The following is a 22,171-nucleotide window of genomic DNA, read 5'->3' as shown; positions in this document are numbered from 1 at the left end:
CCATGACACGCCGCTCCTTCCAGACCCGCTGTCTCTTGCTGTGCTCGGCCACCGTGGCCGGGCTCAGTTTGCTTTCGCTGCGCTTGTTCCAGATCCAGGTCTGGGACCGCAAGCAGGTGGGTGGAAAAGCGAATGCCTTTGACCGTGCCGAGATCCTGCCCGGCCTGCGCGGCAATATCGTGGATCGCAATGACGAGGTGCTCGCCAAGAGCATGCCCGTCGGCTCGATTTACGCGGACATCAACCTGCTCACCAAGCCGAAGGAGATGGCCACTCCCCTCGCCTTCGAGCGCGTCTGCCAGGCACCGGATTGGGAGAAGCTGGATGGTGAAAAGCGGAAACGCCGGGTGCTTGCCGAGCGCCTGGAGATCGTCGGCAATGCGGAGATCTCCGGCAGCACCATCGAGGGCAAGATGATCTGCGAAGCTGCCATCGCCCGCTATGTCAGCCTCCTCGCCCGGCCGCTGGGCATGAAGCGCGAGGAACTGCGCAAGATCCTCGTCGACGGCATCGGCAAGAAGACCAGGGGCGAATTCCCGATCGCCAAAAATCTTCCCGATGACGTGGTCCGCGGGATCCAGGAGATCATTGATGGCAATTGGTTCGAGGGCATCACCATCCGTTCCTCTTACCGCCGCTGGTACACATCGCCGGACTTGGCTACCCACGTCATCGGCTACACCGGCGAGCTGGAGGAAAAGGGCCCGACCGGTCGTCCGGCCTATCGACAGATCGGCAAGTTCGGGATCGAAGCTTCCCTCGAGGAATACCTCGCCGGTCGCGACGGCTATCGCACCGAGCGCCGCGATGCCTACGGCATGCGCATCCCGGGCGAGACGCAGTTGGTCGTGCCGCCGCGCGCCGGCCTCGATGTACAACTCACGCTCGACATGGGCATCCAGTCGATCGTCGAGGAGGAACTCGACGCGGGCCTGGCCGAGTTCGAGAGCAAACGCGGCTGCGCGATCGTGATGGATCCGAAGACCGGCGAGATCCTCGGCATGGCCAGCCGTCCGCATTTCAATCTCAATACCCTGAAGGACGTCGACAAGAACGGCTACAACTTCGCGCTCCAGGCGATCTACGAGCCCGGTAGTACGATCAAGGTCGTAGCTGCCGGTGCCGCGCTCAATGAACGCCTCGTCTCCCCGCAGACCTCGATCTTCTGCCACAACGGCTATTACCAGCAGGGCAAGCTGATCGTGACGGACGACCACCCGCAGGGCTCCCTGACGGTCGAAGGAGTGCTCCAGAAATCCAGCAACATCGGTGCCTTCAAGCTGGCCCAGCAGCTCGGCATGGACCGCTTCTACGGCTACATGGGCAAGTGGGGCTACGGGCACAAGACCGGCATCCTGCTCAGCGGGGAAAGCCGCGGAGTGGTCCGCAATACCGGCAATCTCATCGACTTCTCGCGCGCCTCTTTCGGCTATTCCCTCGCGGTCACCCCGCTGCAGGTCGCCTCGGCCTACTGCGTCATCGCCAGCGATGGCAAGCTGCGCAAACCGCACATCGTGAAGGCGATCGTCGCCAACGACGGCAAGCCGGTGCAGAAATACGAGCCCGAGGTGGTTGACACCGTCCTCCGCCCGGAAACCGCGAAGGCGATGCGCAAGGCGCTCGAACGGGTGACCGGCGAAGGCGGCACCGCCAAGTTGGCCCGCGTGCCCGGCTACCTCGTCTGCGGGAAGACCGGCACCGCGGTGCGCATCGACAAGGGCCACTACCAGCCGGGACACTACACCGTTTCCTTCGCCGGGATGATGCCTGCCGCGGATCCCGCGTTTGTCTGCGTGGTCGTGATCGATGACCCGCTCACCAGGAAGATCCCGAATCTCTACGGCGGGACCGTTGCCGCGCCGATCTTTGCCAAGATCGGTAGCCGCGTGGCCGCCCACCTGAACCTTACTCCCACCGAGCCGGTCCCGGAGGGGAAGGACAAGCTTGCCGGAACCCACGCACCGTGATTCTCAGAGATCTTATTGCTGCCCTTCACCGCCCGCTCGTCGCGGGCCCCCTCGACGTCGAAATCCACGCCGTCACTTCCGACTCGCGGCTGGTCGAGCCCGGCACCGTCTTCGTGGCCGTGCGCGGCCACCGCCAGGACGGCCGGACCTTCATCCCGATGGCGCTCGAGAAAGGTGCCACCGCGATCATCGCGGACTCGGCTGCGGAAGCCGGTCATCCGGAAGACGTCCCTTACATCCACGTCAGTGACACCCGCCAGGCCTTGGCCGTGCTCGCCGGTGTGCTTGCGGGTGAACCGGCGCAGAAGCTCAAGCTCGCCGGTGTCACCGGCACCAATGGCAAGACCACGACCGCCTTCCTGCTCCACTACCTGATGAAGCGCGTCTGGCACCGCGCCGGACTGCTTGGCACCGTGCTGCTGGACGATGGCCAGGACGTGAAGCCCGCCAATCTCACCACCCCCGGGCCGGTCGAACTCAATGGCCTGCTCGCCCGCATGGTTGACAACGGCTGTCGCGGCGCGGCGATGGAAGTCTCCTCGCAGGGCCTTGATCAATTGCGCGTCCACGGCATCGCCTTCGATGCCGCGATCTTCACCAATCTCACCCAGGACCACCTCGACTACCACGCCACGATGGAGAACTACGCCGCGGCCAAGTTCGCGTGGTTCGAGACCCTCGCCGCCACTCCGCTCGGCAAGAAGCCGGTCGCGGTGGTCAATACCGACGACGGCTATGGCGAAAAGCTCGTCGTGCAACTCGGTGACAAGCTGCCAATCATCCGCTTCGGCTTCAACGTCCACTGCGACTTCCGCGCGAACAATTTCAAGCAGAGCTCCCGCGGCATGGAGTTCGAGCTCACCGCGAAGGGCAAGTCCTACCTGGTCCGCGCCCCGCTGATCGGCCGCTTCAATGTCTACAACCTGCTCGGTGCCCTCGCCGCCGCCAGCGCGATGAAGATCTCGCTGCGCGAGGCCGTCGCCGCCGCCGCAGAGGCCCCGCAGGTTCCCGGCCGCATGGAGCACTGCGGCACCCGCGATGGCGTCACCGTCTTCGTCGACTACGCCCACACTCCCGATGCGCTGGAGAATGCCTGCCGCACCTTGAAGGAACTCAATCCTGCCCGCCTGATCACCGTCTTCGGCTGCGGGGGCGATCGCGACCGCACCAAGCGCCCGCTGATGGGCAAGGCCGCAGCCACCTACAGCGACGCCTGCATCCTCACCTCCGACAATCCCCGTAGCGAGGACCCGGAAGTCATCATCAAGGACATCGAGGCCGGCATGGGCGGCGCGCGCTACCGCAGCGTCGTCGATCGCGCCGAAGCCATCCGCATCGCCGTCCACGCCGCGGGCAAGGGCGACATCGTCCTGATCGCCGGCAAGGGCCACGAGCCCTACCAGCAATTCGCCGACCGCACCATCGACTTCGACGACCGCCGCGAGGCGCGCCGGGCCCTCGTGGAGCGCCCCGCCGAAGAGCCTCCTCCGCCTCCTTCCCGCAACCGATGATCCCCATCGACGCCAGCACCATCGCGTTACAAGCCGGAGGCGAACTCGTCGCCGGTCGCGGTGATGTCGTGGCCATCGCCGCCTCCACCGACACCCGCACGATTCCGCCGGGTGCGGTCTTTTTCGCGCTGCGCGGCGACCGCTTCGACGCGAATGAGTTCGCGCCGCAGGCCTTGGCCGCCGGTGCCACGATCGCCGTGGTCGAGCGCTGGGAAGGGGAATGCCCGGCCCACGCCGCGGTCGTTCTCGTGCCGGATACCTTGGCCGCCTTGCAGCGCATGGCCGCATGGTATCGCCGCAAGTGGGATATCCCGGTCCTCGGCATCACCGGCTCGAATGGCAAGACCAGCACCAAGGATTTCGCCGCCGCGGTCATGGCCCGCGCCTTCGAAGTCTGCGCGAACCGTGGCAATCTTAACAACCACATCGGCCTGCCGCTCAGCATCCTGACCCTTGAGGAGCGCCACCAGATCGGCATCTTCGAGATGGGCATGAATCACCCCGGCGAGATCGCGCCGCTCTGCGAAATCGCCCGGCCCAAGCTCGGCATCATCACCAATATCGGCAGCGCCCACATCGAGTTCATGGGCAGCCGCGAAGGCATCGCCGAGGAGAAGGGCGCGCTCGCCCGTTCGCTGCCGGAAGACGGCGCGCTCTTCGTCCCGGCCGGCTGCGACTACATCGACTACTTCAAACGTCGTACTCGCGCCAAGGTCATCCCCGTCGGCAATGGCCGCGGCCTCGTCCGCGCGGAAGAACTCCGCCAGGAAGACTCCTTCGCCTGCTTCAATCTGGTGATCGAGGACAGCGCCGTCGAAGTCCGCCTGCCGGTCGCCGGCCGCCACATGGTGAACAACGCCCTGCTCGCCGCGGGCGCCGGTTGGTTCATGGGCATCGCCCCGGAGGAAATCGCCGCCGGACTTTCGAGCACCGTGCTGACCAGCGGCCGCCTGCGCCGCTTCGCCATCGGCGGCATCACGATCATCGACGATACCTACAACTCGAATCCCGAGTCCGTCCTCGCCGCGCTCGACACGCTCGCGGAAACCCCCGTGGCCGATGGCGGCGTGCGCTACGCCCTGCTCGGCCGCATGGGCGAACTCGGCCCGCTCGCCCCGCAAGCCCACCTCGATGCCGGCCGCCTCGCCGCGGAGCGCGGCTTCACGGTCGTCGCCGTGGGCGATGGCTCGCAGGGCATCGCCGAAGGCGCGGGCAGCGCCGAACACATTCCCGACAAGGCCGTGGCCGCCGCATGGATCGCGGAGCGCGCCAAGCCTGGCGATGTCGTCCTATTCAAGGGCAGCCGCAGCGTCGCCCTCGAACGCGTCATGAACCAGGCATTCCCCTCCCGCGACTAATCCATGCTCTACGCGATCTACGAATGGTGGAAGGCGGCTCTCGATGCCGAGATTGCGAGAGGCGTGAAGGAGTGGGCACACACGTTTTCGTTCCTGAACCTCCTCGGCTACATCACTTTCCGCGCCGCCTTCGGTTGCTTGCTCGCCTTTGTCATCAGCATCTTCGCCGGCCCGCGGGTCATCCGCCGGCTGATCTCGCTGAAGGTCGGCCAGCCGATCCGCACCGCGGAGGAGGTCCACAAGCTCGCGGAGCTTCACGGCGGCAAGGTCGGCACACCCACCATGGGCGGCGTGCTGATCCTCGGATCGGTTCTGATTTCGGTCTTCGTCTGCGCCCGTCCGCTCAATCCCTTCGTGGCCGTGTGCTCCTGCACCATGGCCGCGCTCGGCCTGCTCGGCTTCATGGACGATTACACGAAGGTGAAGAAGAAGAACTCCGCCGGTGTGAGCTCCCGCACCAAGCTCTTCTGGCAGCTCGTCATCGCACTCGTGGCCGCCTGCTTCATCTACTACAAGAAGGAGATCTCCGGCTTCGGCGCACCGCCAGAGCAGATCGCGGATCGGTCCGCTGGCTTCTTCCTCGGCCAGATTCCGCTGGGCATCGGCGAGATCTGTTTCCCCCTCTACAAGACCGGGGATGTGAAGAGTAGCATCATCGATCTAGGCTTCCTGATCATCCCCTTCTTCGCGCTCATCATCATCGGATCCTCGAATGCGGTGAACCTCACCGACGGCCTCGACGGCCTGGCCACCGGCTGCACCATCACCGTCGCGCTCGCCTACACCATCCTGGCCTATCTGGCGGGCCATCTCTACATGGCCACGGAATACCTGGTCATTCCTTACAACCGCTACATCGGGGAGCTCGCCGTGCTCCTGCTCTCCTTGGCCGGTGCCGGCTTCGGCTTCCTCTGGTACAATTGCCATCCGGCGAAAGTCTTCATGGGCGATACCGGCTCCCTCGCCATCGGCGGTGCGCTCGGTACCGCGGCCATCTGCGTGAAGCAGGAATTGCTGCTGGCCATTATCGGCGGTGTCTTCGTCATGGAGGCGATGTCGGTGATCCTTCAGGTCGGCAGCTTCAAGCTCCGCAAGAAGCGCATCTTCGCGATGGCGCCGATCCACCACCACTTCGAACTCCGCGGCTGGCACGAGAGCCAGGTCATTATCCGCTTCTGGATCATGTCCATCATCCTCGCCCTTTTCGGCCTCGCCCTCCTCAAGATCGCCTAATCGATGTCTCTCCAGGGAAAAACCGTCCTTGTCCTCGGTGCCGGCCGCAGCGGTCGCGCCGCAGCGGCCCTCGCCTTGCGCGAGGGTGCGACGGTCCGCGTCCACGACGCGAAGGCCATCGACGGCATGCCGGAAGGTGCGGGCCTCTGCCCGAATGTGACCGTGGAAACCGGCCGCGCGACGAGCTGCGACCTGCTCGTCATCAGCCCCGGCATCGACACTTTCGGACCGCTCGTAGCCGCCTACTCGGAATCCGCGGGCGAGATGATGGGCGAGACCGAATTCGCCGCCCGCTACTACAAGGGTCGTATCATCGGCATCACCGGTACGAACGGCAAGACCACCACCACCGAGCTGGTCGACCGCATCCTCCGCGCCGGCGGCTACGATTCCGTGCCCTGCGGGAATTACGGCACCCCGCTCAGCGAGGTCGTCCTGCGCGATCCGGTGCCGACCGCCGTGGCGCTGGAACTCAGCTCCTTCCAGCTCGAAACCGTCAGCACGCTGCGCCCGGATGTCTCGGTCTGGCTGAACTTCGCGCCCGACCACATGGACCGCTACCCCACGGTGCAGTCCTACTTCGACGCGAAGTTCCGGATCTTCGGGAACCAGACGGAGACCGACACCGCGATCGTCCGCACCGGCGAGAAGCTTCCCGCGATCCGCCCGCACATCGTCTCCTTCTCGACCGAGGACTCCACCGCCGATTGGTTCTCCGATGGACGCCAGCTCTTCCGCAAGGGCGAGCCGGTCTTCGATTTGGAATCCGCGACCCGCATGCGCGGCCTGCACAATGCCGAGAACGCGATGGCCGCCATCGCCGCCTGCGAGGCCATCGGCATCTCGCTCGATGCCGCCCGCACTGCCCTGAATGGCTACGCGCCTCCGCTGCACCGTTGCGAACTCGTCCGCACCCTCGATGGCGTGGAGTACCTCAACGATTCCAAGGCCACCAATCTCCACGCGCTCGAAAGCGCCCTGCGTTCCCAAACCCGCCCGGTCGTGCTGATCGCCGGCGGCAAGGAAAAGGGCCTCGACTACGCGCCGGTCGCGCCGCTGCTGGCGAAGAAAGCGGTGGCCGCCGTGACCTACGGCCAGATCGGCCAGCCGCTCGCGGCCATCTTCTCCGCAGCGGTGCCGGTCGAGCAGACCGTGACCCTGGCGGAAGCCGTCGCCGCGGCCCGCCGCCTCGCGCCGCGCGGCAGCACCGTCCTCCTTTCCCCGGGCACCTCTTCGTTCGACCAATTCTCCGGCTATGAACAGCGCGGGGATGTCTTCCGTGAACTCGTTCTCAACCTTCGCTGACACCACGCACCCATGAAATTCCCGAGCCTTACCGTGAAACGCCGCCCCGTGAAGAAGGGCGCATTCCGCACCTACTTCGCCAACATGGTGCGCACTAGGAAGCAACGCGCCTCCACCGCCGCCATGCCCGCGATGCCGGAGGTCGATGGTGACGTGCCGAATCTCGGCATCGCCCGTGCCCTCGTCGTCATCCTCGTCATCCACGTGGTGGCCATCGCGGGGATCTTCGCGCACAGCCATTGGTTCGAGGAGCCGCGCCGCGAGGAAGCCGCGCGCTCCGCCAACGCCGGTCTTCAACCGGTCCGGGCACCCCGCGATGCCGCGACGCCGCTGCCCCGCGTCGCCGATAATTCGCCGACCCACTTGGTCACCTCCGGCGATACCTGGGCAAGCATTGCCGCTGAGGAAGGCGTGACCGAGGAAGAACTCCGCCAGCGCAATGGCAACATCGAGCTCAGTGGCGGCCGCATCCTCAGCATCCCGCCGCGGACCCTCGTGGCAGCGGTGCCGGATGAATTGAAGCGCGCGGAAGAAGGCAGCGTCGTCCACGAAGGCCCCGGCCCGAGCCCCGATGTCATCCGCAGCGCCGAGATGGTGGAGACCACCGCCGTCGGCAGCCCGGTCCTCGTGCGTCCGACCCTCACCCGCCCGACTGAAGCCGCAGCTCCCGCCCCTACCGCGGAGCCGGTGGCCATGACCCCGCGCGCGAATCGCGTCTCTGCCGCCGCGGCGGAAGAAAAAGCCAAGGAGAAGCCGGTTGTCGCGAGCAGCAGCTACACCGTCAAACAAGGCGATACCTTCTGGAAGATCGCGAAGACCCACAAGACCACCCCCGAGGCGATCATGAAGGCTAACAAGATCTCCGACGCCAAGAAGCTCAAGGTCGGCATGCAGCTCCGCGTGCCCTGAGAGTCTGCCGTATGGCAGCACTCTAATCCGCTCAATCTCGCTACAAGACTTCAGACCGCTCCTCGTTCCACCGATTCCAAGACAGCCCCCCAATCCGCCCCCATGTCCCGCAGCGCCTCCATCATTCTTTGCACCGCCGTCGCCGCACTCGTCGTGCTCGGCCTGGTCATGCTCACCAGCACCAGCGCGTGGGTGAAGAACATGGATTACGAGGTACAAGCTCCTCGTCGGCCAGAGCAAGATGCTGGTCATCGGTTTGGTCGCGGCCTTTGTCGCCACCAGGATTGATCCCGTCTTGCTGCGAAAGCTGTGGCCTCTCGCCCTGGGGGTAGCCTGCGTGCTTCTCGTGCTCTGCTTCGTCCCCGGCATAGGGGTGAACCGGTTCGGTGCCTCGCGCTGGATCAAGCTCGGCGTCGAGTTCCAGCCTTCGGAGTTCTTGAAGGTCATCGGCATCCTCGCGATGGCCGGATGGTTCGCCCGTTGGCAAACAGAAGTGCACACCTTCTGGCGCGGCTTCATCATCCCCGGTTTCATCATCGGCCTGCCGGTCGGCCTCATCGCGATCGAGACCGACGTCGGCTCCGCCCTCTCCCTTTCGGTGGCGGCTGCCGCCGTCTTCTTCTGCGTCGGCACCCGCCTGATCTATCTGGTCCCGACCGCCTTGGTCGGCATCGCCGGTGCCGCGGCCTTCGTCCGTTCGAATGACACCCGCTGGACCCGCATCCTCGCTTGGCTCGACCTGGACAAATACCGCCTCGACGAGGGCCAGCAGCAATACCGCGCCCTGCTTGCCTTCGGCAATGGCGGCCCGGAAGGAATGGGACTTGGGAATGGCACCGAGAAATTCGGGACCCTGACCTTTGCTTACAGCGACTTCATCTTCCCGGTGGTGGGTGAGGAACTCGGCCTGCCTTTCACCCTCGGGGTCGTCCTTTGCTACGTCATCATCACCGTCTGCGGTTGCTCGATCGCCATGCAGGCCTCAACCGTCTTCGACCGCTGCATGGCCGTCGGCCTCACCTGCGTCGTCGTTGTTCCCGCGATGGTGAATATCGCCGTCACCACCGCCGCCTTCCCGAATGACGGCCTGCCCTTGCCCTTCGTCAGCTACGGCGGCACCAGCCTGATCATCTCGCTCGCCGCCGTCGGCCTGCTCTGCGGCATCCACCGCCGCTCACGGCCGATGGAATACAAGGCGCTCCCGGTCGCCGGCCTGCGCTCGTATGCGGTGAAGCTGTGAGGAGTGCGATTCGTGGTTCTTAGCGCCGGAGGTGCGTCGGAGCTTAGTAACGGTCTTAAACCGCAAGAGGATTTTCCAATGATTTTGCCATGATGGCATTGAGGTGGATGAGCAGATGGCGCATCACCGCGACGATGGCAACCTTCGCGATCTTGCCTGCGTCGCGCAGGCGTTTGTAGAGGACCTTGAGCACGGCGTTGCGGCGGATGGCAACCAGCGCCGCCATGTAGAGGACCTTGCGGATCTGGCCGCGACCGCCCCGGATGAAGCGCTTGCCTTTGAACTTCCCGCTGTCGCGGTCGTAGGGGGCCACGCCCACCAGGGCCGCGATGGTGCCGCGGCCGACATGGCCGAGTTCGGGCAGGAAAGCCAGCAGCGTGCGCGAGGTCTGCGCGCCGACCCCGGAGACCGCCTGCATCAGGGCGTCTGCTTCCGCGAGATCCTTGTCGCCGGCGACGAGGGCGGCAGCCCTGGCATCAAGGGCGGCGATGTGTTTGGCAAAGGTTGCCGCGATGTTCTTGTGGATGCGGATGACGAGCTTGCAGGTGTGGTGTTCGGCGCGGTTGAGCTCGCGCTGCATCGAATCGATGAGCTCGGAGCGGGTGCGCATGACGTCGTCGAGTTCCTGGCGCACTTCGCTCTTGGGCTGCAACGGCAAGGGTTTGACCGAGGCGCCGAAGCGGCTGAGCAGGGCGGCATCGAGCGGGTCGCTCTTGGCATGGCGGCCGTGGGATCTGGCGAACTCGCGCACGCGCAGCGGCTGGACGATGCTCACGGGGATGGCCAGGGCCATGGCGGCGGTGGCAAGCGGGCGTTCGTAACCGGCGGTGGCCTCGCAGACGAGGTGGGCGGTGCCCGGGATGCGGGCGGCGGCCTTGAGCAGGGTGGCGATGCCCTTGGGATTGTTGCCGAAGCGGCGGATCTTGCCCTGAAGATCGGCGACGAGTTCGGCTTTGGCGACATCCACGCCGAGGTGGACGACGGGGGATTGTTCCGGTAGGTTCATGGGGTCGGTTCGTTCAGGCTTGTGATGCGAGCTCGCGCCGGGATTGCTCCTGCAACGGCTCATGTAACGGTTCGAACTGGCGATCCAATGACCCGCGACGGTCCTTACTAAGTTTCGGGCTTTTCCGTGAGGATGCCCGAGCCGGTGGACGGACTCGCCGCGGGCCGGGTGGCCGGGGAGCTAGCCCGGCCACCCGCTTGGACGCCTGGCGGCAATCAAGCACGCCGGACGGACAAAGCGAAGATACAAGCCGGTGGTGAAACCACCGGACCGAATCGCAACACGATTGCCGTCCCGGAGGGCCGGCGGAGATGCCCATCTCACCCCCGGTGACCCCACGTGCCTCCAGAGCCCCGAAGGGGCGATCGGGAGACAGCCCCGGGTGAAACCCGGGGTTTCTTCGGTGATGCAGGAGGCTCCCTGAAGGGGAGCAAGGAGGCTGCCTGCAACCAACGCGTCTCCGCTTACTCAAGCTCCCGGCTGACGGTCACCCCGCCACCCCCTTCGACCTCGCCACCCATCTCAGCACCAGGGGATGCAGCGCATTCGCCAGCAGGATCGTCCCCATCCCCGCATAGAAAAGCGGGTGCAATTGCTTGTGTTCCCCGAACAGCAAGGCCGCCGCCAGCATCCCGTAGACCGGCTCGAAATTGAAGGCCAGGTTCGTCGTGTAGGCGCTCAAATGTCTCAGCAAATGAATGTGGAAGCCATGCGCGAACACCGTGCAAACCCAAGCCAGCAGCAGCAGCCACACCCAGTCGAACTTCTCCCACGCGAACAGGGACACGCCGCCGCCCACGAAAGGAAAAAGCACGAGAGCCATCGCAAACGCCCCCGCCATCTCCCACGCCACCATCACCAGCGGATCTCCACCGGCACCCACCAGTTTCCGGTTCAACACCGGAAAGATCGCCGCCAGAAAAGCCGCCATCATCGCCACCACCAATCCTAACAGCCGCCCCCGTTCGAAGCCCGCGACCAGCACGATCCCCGCCACCACCAGCAAGCCTAACAGAACCTCGAAGGGCCGCACCCGCCGCTTCTCCATCAGCGGCTCCGTGAACGCCGTGAACAGCGAGATCGTCGCCATTCCCGCCAGGGCGATCGAGACGTTCGCCAGCTTGATCGCGCCGAAGAAGCAGATCCAGTGCAGCCCGACGATCAGGCCTACCCCGAAGAAAGCCCGCGCCGCCTTCCACCCCGGCCACGGCGACTTGCGCCGCACCAGCAGCACCCACGCTACGGCCCCCAGCGCCGCGAACAAGGTCCGCCACACCACCAGCCCCGCCGCCGGCAAGGAAATCAGCTCGCCCAGGATCGCCGTCGTGGCGAGCAAGAGGACCAGCAAGTGCAGTTGAAGGTAGTGGCGCAAGGGCTGTGCTGGATCACCGTTAAGGTTTCGCCTGAAAATTCTTCGTCGCGAAGGGACGATTCATACCAGCCCGGCACGCAGTGCGGGTAAAGCCCCCAGCATGATTCCGTCCTGCAGGGGCGGCTCATGCCGGGTGAATGTCGAGTTTCGAGAAGGCCCCGGGTTTCGAGCGAGCCCCTTTACAGCTCCCCGGCGATCAGATCGTCCAAGGTCTGCCGCTTCCGCACGACCTTCGCCATAGCCCCATCCACCAGCACCTCCGCCGGCAATGGCCGCGAGTTGTAATTGGAAGCCATCACAAACCCATAGGCACCCGCGCTCATCAGCGCCACGACTTCGCCCGGCTGGAAATCCGGCAACTCGCGGTCCTGACAGAAGAAGTCGCCGCTCTCGCAGATCGGCCCGACCACGTCCACCTTGCGCCGTGCCTCGCCGGGTTGCTTCACCGGCTCGATCTCGTGGTGGCCTTCATACAGCGCGGGACGGATCAGGTCGTTCATCCCCGCATCCACCACCTTGAAGGTCTTCGTCGTCCCGTGCTTTTCGAACAGGCAGCGCGTGAGCAGGACCCCTGCGTTGCCGACGACGTACCGTCCCGGCTCCAACAAAATCTTCAGCCCCAGGTGCTCCAAGCGGGGAAAGAGCGCCGCCCCGTATTCCTCGATCGTCAGCGGACGCTCGCCCTCGGGCTTCGCCGCCCACCAGGCCGGATCGCCCGACTTCAGTGAATCGTGATACACGATCCCGATCCCGCCGCCGATCGACCAGAACTCGATGCCATGCGTCACCTTCAGGTGCGTCGCCAGCGGTGCCACCCTCTCGACCGCCTCGATGAAGGGCTTCACCGAGGTGAGCTGCGAGCCGATGTGCATCTGGATGCCGCGCAGCTTCACGTGCGCCAGTTCCCGCGCCGCCCGCGCGTAGACATCCGCGATGAAATCGAAGTCCACCCCGAACTTGTTCCCGGACTTGCCGGTGGAGATGTACTTATGGGTCTGCGCGTCCACGTTCGGGTTCACCCGCACCGCCGCCGGCGCGATTACGCCGAGGTCGGCCGCCACTTCGTTGAGGTAGCGCAGCTCCTCCTCGCTCTCGACGTTGAAGGAGTAGATGCCCTGCTTCAGCGCATACTCGATCTCCGGCCGGGTCTTGCCGACACCGGCGAAGGTGCACTTCGCCGGATCGCCGCCCGCCTTGATCACGCGGAACAGCTCGCCGCCCGAAACGATGTCGAAGCCCGCGTGCTCATCCGCCAGCAGCTTCAGCACCGAGAGGTTCGAATTTGCCTTCACCGCGAAGGCCACCTCGTGGTCGATCGACCCCAGCGCCTTGTCCAGGCGGCGGTAGTGGTCGCGGATCGTGTTCGCGGAATAGACGTAGAGCGGAGTCCCGTGCTCTTCGGCCAGGGTCTGGAGATCGACGTCCTCGCAGTGCAGCGAGCCATGGCGGTAAGCAAATCCATGCATCCGCGGCGTTTAAACCCTCCCCGCCCTGCCCGCAAGGGTAGCGTGTTCCTCTTCCGTACTTGGATTCCCGCGGAATCGTCGTATCCCTTCCGGAATGAAAAGGCTCGTCCTGCTGCTTGCCTGCCTGCTTCCCGGCGCGGTTTCGGCGATTCCGAATTCGGTCGGCGGGGACCTCCTCGGGGCGGATAGCCCGTTGAACGGGCAGGATCTGACCGGCCCGGTGCTGGCCGCGGGGACTTGGGATGGCTCCACCGCCCTTCCCGGCGAATGGAATGATGAAGGTCCGGTCGCCTCCTCCACCATTTCCTACCTTCGCGCCCGGCCGAAGCTTTTCGGGCGCGATCTGGTCCTGCTGCGCGCCGTCCGGCGGGAGGGGAAACTCAATTCGCTCGAGGCCACCTTCGTCGATGCCGGCTCCTACTTTGGCTACTTCGACGAGGAAATGCCGGAGGGCATGAGCCCTCGCGAGATGCGCAAGGAGGTCGATGCCCGGCTCGCGGTGAAGCAGGCCGCCTTCAGCAAGCTCTACACCGACGCCCACGCCGAACTGCGGAATGCCATTTCCGGCCTCTGCGGCGGCGTGAAGGCAGAGGAGGTGACGATCGGCCGTACCCGCGGACTGCGGACTCCCGTGGAAGAGTGGCAAACGGGCGATCTCCGGATCCGCCTTCTGGCCGGGGAGAACCGGCTGCTGCGCGTGAATATCCTCAACAAGGGGGCAGGGGAGTCCGACCAGTGGCTCGACCCCGCCGTTTCCGTCCTGCAGCCCCGCCAGAAGCTGGAGAAGCTCGCCGCCGATGTCCGCAAGGATCCGGACGGCACCGTGCTGATCCCGAACCTGCAGCCGGTCGCCCAAGGATACCGCCCCTACTGCGGCCTGAATTCCCTGGCCATGGCCGCGCGCCACTTCGGCCTGCACCTCGACGAGGACTGGCTGGCCGTCGCCAGCGGCTTCAAGAATACCGGCCGCGCCGACGGGGCGAACCTCGTGAAGCTCTACCACAGCGTCGCCGCCGAAGCCGGACTGGGCCTCGACCGGACGACGAAGTTCGATCCCGCGGCCGTCACCCGCGGGCTATCCGCCGGCTTCCCGACGATCGTCTGGCGGCGCTTCTCGCAGGATCGGAACACGCTCCACAGCCGCTTCATGCGCGACTTCGCCCGCGATCCGGCCTCCACCCTCCCGAATCCGACCGACGCCGCCGAACGCGCTTCCTGGCCGGGAGACGACGCGCCGCTTCATGCCTCGGTCGTGGTCGGCTACAATGCCGCGCGGAAGGAGATCCTCTTCCTCGAAAGCTGGACCGGCCGCGACAAGCCGCGGCGGATGCGGGTCGAGGAGATGGCCGCGACGACGAGCCTCTGCTTCGTCTTCAAGCCCTGACCCGTGCCCCGGAACGGCACAGGGGTGGTGCCCCGAACGGCACGCCACCCGTAGCCCCAAACGGCACGCAAAGGTTATCCCTCTAAGGTAACCCCCTTAGGGATTACTCTCCCACAGGAGGAAAAGGGGAGCCCGGGCTGGCAAGCATCGGCGAGGTTCGCGGCTCAGGGCTTGGTGCTTGGTTCTGGCAGTCCGCCCGGCGGATCGGGGGAAGTGACCCGCCGGGCGGCTGACATTACACACTAACACACACTAATTAACACACACGATACCAGGGGAAATCTTCCGGCTCGCTGACTTGGGGGAAAGTGAGCCGGTTTTGTGGGCGAGCCGGCTTTGGGATTGGGGGACTCCCGCGGTCGGCTCGTCTACTTTCTCTTTTGCCTTCAGGTCGGGGGGCGTCCTTTGGGGCTCGGGAGGTTCGCTGGGAACGACGTGATACAACACCCAAAATTGCGGGTCGGCAAGATGATTTGCGACACGTCATCGCGTAGTCGAGTTATGATTTCCTTTTCCGGCGATTCGTGGTGGGCGGCTTCATTGTGGCTGTAAGGGTTTGGAAATGAGAGAAGAGTGAAAATTGGTAAAGATGTGCGGATCATTTGGTTTTGCTGAAATGACAGCATTGTATCCCTAGTCTCCGGGAGAGTCCGGGTATTCTACCCAAAACCGGCCTTTCTGCCGGGGCTGTGCTCGCGTTAGGGATTTTCAGGGAGAGGCGAGAAACCTTCTAACTGCTGGTTTTCGGGATTGCCTGACATTTAAGAAATGTTGCATTCTCAGGTGTCGCCGCTCGACGCCTATGGCTGGGGGTCTCGGGACACGGGAATATGGAACGTACTGGCGGTAAGGCGTCCTTGGTGATCGCGTGCGGCGGCACGGGGGGCATCTCTTCCCGGGCTTGGCCGTGGCGGAGGAATGGGCTGCGCGCGGAGGGCGCGTCCTGCTGCTCGTGTCCGAGAAGAAGATCGACCAGGAAGCACGGCGGAAATACACTCAGTATCAATTCGATACGATCCCGGCGATCGGCAAGCCAGCGACCTTCTCGCTGAAGATGCTGCCTTTCCTGTGGCATCTCTGCCGCAGTGGCAGCCGCTGCAAGAAGGTGGTCCGGGAGTTCGGGGCGGACGCAGTGCTGGGCATGGGCGGCTTTACCTCGCTGCCTCCGGTCTGGGCCGCGAAGAAGACCGGGCTGGCTTCCTTCGTCCACGACTCCAATGCCCTGCCCGGCAAGGCCAATCGTTTGACGGCGCAATTCAGCACGAAAGTCTTCATCGGGATGGAACCCGCCCGTCCTTATTTCAGGGGTAGCGAAGTGGTCCAGACCGGCACTCCGGTCCGTGCCGAGATGCGCGACCTGCCGGACCGCTACACCGCGGCGGCGAAGTTCGGGCTGCATCCGACCAGGCCGACGCTGCTGGTGACCGGAGGCAGCCAGGGCGCGCGGCGCTTGAATTCACTGGTCGCGCAGGCTTTCCCGCAGTTTCCGCCGGGCACGCAGGTGCTGCACATCGCCGGTCCGGGGGACCAGCAGCGCGTCGAGGAAGAGGCGGGCAATCAAGAGGGCTACAAGGTCATCGGCTTCTGCGATGACATGCCCTCCGCGTATGCAATTGCGGATGCAGTGCTGTCGCGCTCCGGGGCCTCGAGCATGACTGAGCTGGCATTCCTCGGGCTGCCCTCGATCCTGGTGCCTTTCCCCTTCGCCGCGGACGATCACCAGACGCGCAACGCCGAGGTTTTTTCCCAAGCCGGAGCCGCATTTTTGGAGCCCGAAGCCGCGCTCGATGCCGCCAAACTCGCCGCCCGGGTCACAACCCTGATGAGCGACTTGCAAACCCGCGGCCGCATGGCACAAGCGGCCCGTTCGCTGGCCGTGCCGGATGCCGCCGCCCGCGTTTGCGACGCCATCGAAGCGACCCTTTCCCGGAAATAGAGAGATGAACGACCTGAGCCAGAAGCTGACCGACCGCGGACACCCGTTGCGCGTCCACCTCATCGGGGTGGCCGGTTCCGGCATGAGCGGACTCGCGCTGCTGCTGCTCGGCATGGGTCACCGCGTCAGCGGTTCGGACAAGGTCACCTCGGCGGAGACCGAGCGGATGCAGCGCCTCGGTCTGGTCTTCTCCTCGCCGCACACCGCGGAGGCGGTGAAGGGCTCGGACGTGGTGGTGTATTCCTCCGCGATCCGTCCCGAGAACCCGGCCTACGCCGCGGCCACGGCTGCGGGCGTGCCCGTGATCCGCCGCGCCGAATGCCTGGCTGCCATCCTGCACACCAAAAAGGGGATCGTGGTTTCCGGCACGCACGGCAAGACCACGACTTCCTCGATGATCGCTCACGCGCTGCGCGAGGCGGCGCTGCAGCCGAGCCATTACGTCGGCGCGGAAATCCCGGTGCTCGGCGCGAATGCCAAGTGGTCGGAAGACGGCGAGTGGATGGTCGCGGAAGGCGACGAGAGCGACGGCACCCTGGCGCTCTACAAGCCGGCCTGCTCGATCATTCTCAACATCGAGGCCGAGCATCTCGACCACTACAAGGACCTCGACGAGATCAAGGAAGTCTTCGCCACGCTGGTCAGCCAGACATCGGGTCCGGTGGTGTATTGCAAGGAGTGCGCGGTGACGACGGAGGTCGCCACGAAGTCCGCGAATGCAGTCAGCTACGGCTGGTCCGGTGCCGACTACACCGCCGCCGAGATCCGCGAACTGCGCGGTGCCACCGCCTTCACCGTGGTCCGCCGCGGCGAGATGCTGGGCGATGTGGAGCTCGGCATCCCCGGGCGGCACAATGTCCTCAACGCGCTGGCGGCAATCGCCACCGCGGACAGCCTCGGTGCGGACTTCACCCTCGTATCGCGGGCGCTGAATTCCTTCGCCGGGGCCAAGCGGCGCTTCGAGACCAAGTATCTTTCCTCGCGCGTGCGGATCGTGGACGACTACGGCCACCACCCGACCGAACTGGCGGCGACCTTGCAGACCGCGCGCTCGCTGAAGCCGGGCCGCGTGGTGGTGCTATTCCAGCCGCACCGCTACACCCGCACCCAGGCGCTGGCCGATGATTTCGGCAAGGTGCTGCAAGCCGCGGACTCGGTGTTCGTGACCGATGTCTATCCCGCCAGCGAGCCGCCAATCCCCGGAGTGACCGGCGATACGATCGTGCAAGCGGCCAAGAAGCTCGGTGGCGATCACGTGGTCTCGCTGCCCTGCCTCGGCACGGCGCACCATGCGGTGGGTAACTTCCTCGAACCCGGCGACCTGCTGATCACGCTGGGCGCGGGCAATGTCCATGAAGCCGGCACCCGGATCGGCAACGATCTGAAGGTGTTGGAAGAGATCGTCAGCGCGGCCCCGCGCGGCGATATCGACGCGAAACTTTACGAGCCGATGCGCCGCCATACCACGATGCTGGTCGGCGGCCCGGCGCAGTTCTGGATCGAACCGCACACCTTCGAAGCCTTTGCGGCGGTGGTGAATTGCTGCCGCGAGCGCGGGATCGCGATGCGCGTGGTCGGCCGCGGCTCGAACCTGCTGGTGCGGGACGGCGGGATCCGCGGCGCGGTGATTCATCCGAGCGGCGGAGCCTTTTCCGAATGCCGGGCCGAGGATGGCAAGGTGATCGCGGGTGCCGGCGTGCGCTTGAAGAAGGTCGCCAGCGTCGCGCAGGCCGCGGGGATCGGCGGCTTCGAGTGGATGGAGGGCATCCCCGGCAATGTCGGCGGGGCCTTGCGCATGAATGCCGGTGCGATGGGCACGGAGACTTTCGACCAAGTGGTCACGGTGACTTTCCTGGATGAAGACGGCGAGATCCGCACCCGCTCGCGCGAGGCAATCGTCGCCAACTACCGCGACGTGCCGGAATTGCGCCGCAACTTCGCGCTGCAGGCGATCTTCGAGGGCAAGCCGGACACGGCCGAGGCGATCCAGGAACGCTGGGATGCCTCGCGCTCGAAGCGCCGCACCAGCCAGCCGGTGGCCGCGAGTGCCGGGTGCATCTTCAAGAATCCCACCGACGTTCCGGCGGGCAAGCTGGTGGATGAACTCGGGCTGAAGGGCAGCACGGAAGGCCGCGCGCGGGTCTCCGAAGTCCACGGCAATTTTATCGTCAACGGCGGCGGCGCGACGGCAAGCGACGTGCTTGCCATGATCGACCGGATCAAGGCGCAGGCCCGCGAAACCCGCGGCATCGAACTCGAAACCGAGGTCAAGGTGCTCGGAGACGACGACTTCACTTTTTAAAGACATGATCCCCCAAGATCTCCTCATAGCCGTCCTGATGGGCGGTCCCGGTTCGGAGCGCGAAGTTTCGCTGGCTTCCGGAAAGGCCGTGCTCAAGGCGCTGCAGGCGGCGGGTTGCAAGGCCACCGGCGTCGATGTGACCAGCAAGGATCTCGACCTGCCGGAAGGCGTCGAGCTGGCCTACAACGTCATCCACGGCACCTTCGGTGAGGATGGCCAGCTTCAGTCGATCCTCGAAGGCCGCGGGATTCCCTACACCGGTGCCGGTGTGGCGAGCAGCCGTCTAGCCTTTGACAAGAACCTCGCGAAGGACCGCTTCATCGCGGCCGACGTGCCGACTCCCGCCTCGGAGATCGTGGACGTTTCGAATGGCGTGAAGCTGCCATCGATTCCGGTGCCCTTCGTGGTGAAGCCGCCGCGCGAGGGATCGAGCGTCGGCGTGACCATCGTCAAGGAAGCGAGCCAGGCTCTCGCGGCGATGGAGACCGCGGCCAAGTATGGCAACGAGATCCTGGTCGAGGCCTTCATCGAAGGGAAAGAACTCACGGTCGGGATTCTCGACAACGTGGCGATGCCGATCGTCCACATCGCGCCGCGCGATGGATTCTACGACATGGCGAACAAGTACCCGTGGCTGAGCGGCGGTGTCGGTAGCGACTATTACTGCCCCGCGGATCTCGACGAGGTCACCACGCGCCGCGTGAAGGAAGCCGCGCTGGCCGGCCACAAGTCGCTCGGCATCGAAGTCTATTCACGGGTCGATGTGCTGCTGGATGCCGCGAACCATCCCTTCGTCCTGGAAGCGAATACGATCCCGGGCATGACCGAGACCAGCCTGCTGCCGAAGTCCGCAGGGGCGCACGGCATCGATTTCACCGCCCTCTGCCTCCGCATCGCCGAACTTTCCCTGGCCATCCGCTCCGACTGAGCGGTCCACCCTGAACTGCTACACCCATGTTCAAGAAGCGCACCACCCGCGTCCGTCACAGCAAGGAGCTCACCCGTTTGCAGGTGAATGTCCTGTCGCCGCGCATCCTCTGGTTCGGCTTTCTGAAGTCGTGCCGGCGGCTGGTGAAGTTCGCGATGATGGTGGCGTTCGGGGTTGCGGCAGTCTGGGGGATCCGCGAGCTGATCCAGCACGGGCTGGTGAAGAACAAGGAATTCAGGCTGCAGGCGATCGAGCTCAGTCCGAATGCGGCGCTCGATGAACGCCGTCTGATCCAGGTCACCGGGATCGACATCAACGGCAGCCTCTTCGAGTGCGATTCGGACGAGATCGAGTCGACCTTGCGCGCGCTGCCGGAGATCGCCGGTGCCTCGGTGCGCCGCGAGTTTCCGGGCACGCTGGTGGTCGAGGTGGTCGCCCGCGAGCCCTATGTCTGGGTCTCCGGCACCGAGCGTGGGATCCCGGCGCGCGATCCGGAGAAGGGTCTGGTGGTGGATCGCATGGGTTTCATTTTCCACTGCCCGCCGGCCTCGCTGTCCAAGGCTGCGATGTTGCCCGTCCTGCAGCTCGGCGAGGGCGGGGAACCGGTCACCGCGGGACGGCGAATCACCCATCCCGGATTCGACCGCCTGCGGCGCCTCTACATCGTGGCCTGCCAGCAGATGCCCGGCGCGGAAGGGTGGATCTATTCGCTGCGCCAGGACCGCGCGTGGTCGCTCGAGCTGATCTCTCGCGATGGCACCAAGGCGTCCTTCGGTCTGGGCGATCACGAACGGCAAATGACCGATCTCAAGTCCGCCCTCGACCACGCCCGCGAACAAGAACAGCAGATCGCCTCGATCGAGCTGATTCCCGAGCGCAACATCCCCGTGCTCCTGCGCGGCGACGGCACGCCTCGCGCCATCCTCATCGACGAGCCTGGCCGTCCGGCCGCGCCCGATCGCCGCGCGCGCGATCTGCACAATCTCCTCAACCGCTGATCCCACCTCCTCCACCTCCATGTCTCGCTCGAAGATTCACGTCGGCCTCGAAATCGGCACCAGCAAGATTTGCATGGTGGTCGGTGAAGTGAAGTCGGATGGCTCCGTCAAGATCCTGGGCGTGGGCCAGTCGAAATCCGTGGGCGTGAAGAAGGGTGAGATCTACGATTTCCCCCAGGTCCGCGCCTGCGTGAAGGACGCCTTGGTCAAGGCGGAGGACGCCAGCGATGTCGAGATCGGCAGCGTCTACCTGGCGATCACCGGCTCCCACATCCAAGGCGTGAACAACCGTGGCAGCTTCCGCCTGCCGGACGATGAATCGGTGATCGCGCCGACGCACGTCCAGGAAGCGAAGGAGATCGCCCGCGCGGTCGCGATTCCGCCGGAGAATGTTTACCTGCACCACATCATCCGCCGCTACGGCGTGGATGGCTTCGAGCATGCGACCTCCCCGATCGGCCTGAGCGGCAAGACGGTGGACGCCGATTTCCACGTGATCCACGGCATCCGCTCGCGGATCGAGAACCAGATCAAGTGCGTGCGGGAAATGCCGCTGGATATCGACGATCTGGTCTTCTCGCCGATCGCGTCCGCCCAAGTTGCGCTCGATCGCGAGGCCAAGGAACGCGGCGCGCTGGTGATCGACATCGGCGGCGGCACGACCGACTACGTGCTCTATCTCGATGGTGCGGTCGAAGCCGCCGGATGCATCCCGGTGGGCGGCGACCACGTGACGAATGACATCCACCTGGTGACCGGCCTGGCTTTCTCGAAGGCGGAGATTCTCAAGGTCCGCGAGGGCGATGCTTCAGCCGATCCGGCGCGCTCGGTCGGCCTGATCAAGGTGGCCGATGAGAAGGGCTTCGCGGAGGCCGAGGTGAAGCGCCAGTTGCTCAACGACATCATCCGCCAGCGCCTGGAGGAAACCCTGCGCCTGCTGCAGCGCCGCCTGCCCCAGGGCGCGGTGGAGCGGATCGGCACCGGGGTCTTCCTCTCCGGCGGGACCAGCCTGATGCGTGGATTCGGCGAGCTTGCGCACGATGTCTTCAAACGCGATATTTACCGCCCCGAGCCGCCGGAACTGAGCGGCGTACAAGCGAATTTCAAGGACCCCCAGTTCACCACCGCGATCGGTCTCATCCGCTACGCCCAGATCATCGAGGCCGAGCGCGAGCCGAAGCGCGGCGTCTTCCGCAAGCTCGGCAATGTCCTTTGGCCTTTTTCACGATAACTCCTCATCCGGCAACCCAACCGAC

Annotated in this window: 17 protein-coding genes; 13 read left to right on the top strand and 4 right to left on the bottom strand. The window is 65.2% G+C overall.

What is annotated here, in order from left to right; genetic code table 11:
* The first annotated feature begins 2 nt into the window (after positions 1–2).
* The 6 genes from ABWK72_RS11965 to ABWK72_RS11940 are packed head-to-tail and all read left to right on the top strand — an operon-like array spanning position 3 to position 8,283.
* Entirely contained in the window at positions 3–1,967 is a 1,965-nt protein-coding gene (locus tag ABWK72_RS11965) for a peptidoglycan D,D-transpeptidase FtsI family protein (protein ID WP_367875024.1), read from the top strand.
* A complete protein-coding gene (locus ABWK72_RS11960) occupies positions 1,964–3,478 on the top strand; it encodes a UDP-N-acetylmuramoyl-L-alanyl-D-glutamate--2,6-diaminopimelate ligase (protein WP_367875023.1) in 1,515 nt (504 codons plus the stop codon). Before ABWK72_RS11965 ends, ABWK72_RS11960 begins: the two co-directional genes overlap by 4 nt.
* The gene (gene murF / locus ABWK72_RS11955; RefSeq protein WP_367875022.1) at positions 3,475–4,836 is read left to right on the top strand and encodes a UDP-N-acetylmuramoyl-tripeptide--D-alanyl-D-alanine ligase; all 1,362 of its coding nucleotides are present in this window, start codon (positions 3,475–3,477) and stop codon (positions 4,834–4,836) included. Before ABWK72_RS11960 ends, murF begins: the two co-directional genes overlap by 4 nt.
* Before the next feature lie 3 nt (positions 4,837–4,839).
* Positions 4,840–6,069: a phospho-N-acetylmuramoyl-pentapeptide-transferase gene (gene mraY / locus ABWK72_RS11950; RefSeq protein ID WP_367875021.1), complete on the top strand. Its 1,230-nt coding sequence runs from the start codon at positions 4,840–4,842 to the stop codon at positions 6,067–6,069.
* Positions 6,070–6,072: 3 nt separating this feature from the next.
* Positions 6,073–7,374 (top strand): UDP-N-acetylmuramoyl-L-alanine--D-glutamate ligase, encoded by a 1,302-nt coding sequence (gene murD, locus ABWK72_RS11945; protein WP_367875020.1) that lies wholly within the window; start codon positions 6,073–6,075, stop codon positions 7,372–7,374.
* A gap of 33 nt (positions 7,375–7,407) precedes the next feature.
* Positions 7,408–8,283, top strand: a complete 876-nt coding sequence (locus tag ABWK72_RS11940; protein ID WP_367875019.1) for a LysM peptidoglycan-binding domain-containing protein — start codon at positions 7,408–7,410, stop codon at positions 8,281–8,283.
* A gap of 50 nt (positions 8,284–8,333) precedes the next feature.
* Here the strand turns inward: ABWK72_RS11940 and ABWK72_RS11935 are convergent, their stop codons facing one another.
* Positions 8,334–8,486, bottom strand: a complete 153-nt coding sequence (locus ABWK72_RS11935) for a hypothetical protein (protein WP_367875018.1) — start codon at positions 8,484–8,486, stop codon at positions 8,334–8,336.
* Between the two features lie 38 nt (positions 8,487–8,524).
* Between ABWK72_RS11935 and ABWK72_RS11930 the strand changes: the two genes are divergently transcribed.
* Positions 8,525–9,523 (top strand): FtsW/RodA/SpoVE family cell cycle protein, encoded by a 999-nt coding sequence (locus ABWK72_RS11930; protein ID WP_367875017.1) that lies wholly within the window; start codon positions 8,525–8,527, stop codon positions 9,521–9,523.
* A gap of 55 nt (positions 9,524–9,578) precedes the next feature.
* Here ABWK72_RS11930 and ABWK72_RS11925 read toward each other — a convergent pair whose 3' ends face one another.
* The 3 genes from ABWK72_RS11925 to lysA all read right to left on the bottom strand — a co-directional run bounded on the left by ABWK72_RS11925 (position 9,579) and on the right by lysA (position 13,367).
* The gene (locus ABWK72_RS11925; protein WP_367875016.1) at positions 9,579–10,529 is read right to left on the bottom strand and encodes an IS110 family transposase; all 951 of its coding nucleotides are present in this window, start codon (positions 10,527–10,529) and stop codon (positions 9,579–9,581) included.
* Positions 10,530–11,016: 487 nt separating this feature from the next.
* Positions 11,017–11,901 carry a DMT family transporter gene (locus tag ABWK72_RS11920; RefSeq protein WP_367875015.1) on the bottom strand — a complete coding sequence of 295 codons (885 nt, stop codon included), beginning with the start codon at positions 11,899–11,901 and terminating at the stop codon, positions 11,017–11,019.
* 179 nt (positions 11,902–12,080) lie between these two features.
* Complete coding sequence (lysA, locus tag ABWK72_RS11915; RefSeq protein WP_367875014.1) at positions 12,081–13,367, bottom strand: diaminopimelate decarboxylase; 1,287 nt, start codon at positions 13,365–13,367, stop codon at positions 12,081–12,083.
* 94 nt (positions 13,368–13,461) lie between these two features.
* Here lysA and ABWK72_RS11910 point away from each other — a divergent pair, with 94 nt between their 5' ends.
* The 6 genes from ABWK72_RS11910 (at position 13,462) to ftsA (ending at position 22,146) form a co-directional block, all read left to right on the top strand.
* Positions 13,462–14,751: a hypothetical protein gene (locus tag ABWK72_RS11910; protein ID WP_367875013.1), complete on the top strand. Its 1,290-nt coding sequence runs from the start codon at positions 13,462–13,464 to the stop codon at positions 14,749–14,751.
* 868 nt (positions 14,752–15,619) lie between these two features.
* A complete protein-coding gene (murG, locus tag ABWK72_RS11905; protein ID WP_367875012.1) occupies positions 15,620–16,687 on the top strand; it encodes an undecaprenyldiphospho-muramoylpentapeptide beta-N-acetylglucosaminyltransferase in 1,068 nt (355 codons plus the stop codon).
* A gap of 4 nt (positions 16,688–16,691) precedes the next feature.
* Positions 16,692–18,989 (top strand): UDP-N-acetylmuramate--L-alanine ligase, encoded by a 2,298-nt coding sequence (murC, locus tag ABWK72_RS11900; RefSeq protein ID WP_367875011.1) that lies wholly within the window; start codon positions 16,692–16,694, stop codon positions 18,987–18,989.
* Between the two features lie 4 nt (positions 18,990–18,993).
* Positions 18,994–19,917: a D-alanine--D-alanine ligase gene (locus ABWK72_RS11895; protein ID WP_367875010.1), complete on the top strand. Its 924-nt coding sequence runs from the start codon at positions 18,994–18,996 to the stop codon at positions 19,915–19,917.
* Between the two features lie 26 nt (positions 19,918–19,943).
* Entirely contained in the window at positions 19,944–20,915 is a 972-nt protein-coding gene (locus ABWK72_RS11890; RefSeq protein WP_367875009.1) for a cell division protein FtsQ/DivIB, read from the top strand.
* Between the two features lie 19 nt (positions 20,916–20,934).
* Positions 20,935–22,146, top strand: a complete 1,212-nt coding sequence (gene ftsA, locus ABWK72_RS11885) for a cell division protein FtsA (RefSeq protein ID WP_367875008.1) — start codon at positions 20,935–20,937, stop codon at positions 22,144–22,146.
* Positions 22,147–22,171 lie beyond the last annotated feature (25 nt).

Source organism: Luteolibacter sp. Populi, assembly GCF_040801775.1.
Lineage (GTDB): Bacteria > Verrucomicrobiota > Verrucomicrobiia > Verrucomicrobiales > Akkermansiaceae > Haloferula.
Note: the sequence above shows the minus strand (reverse complement) of the source record. Positions and strands in the feature narration are given on the sequence as shown.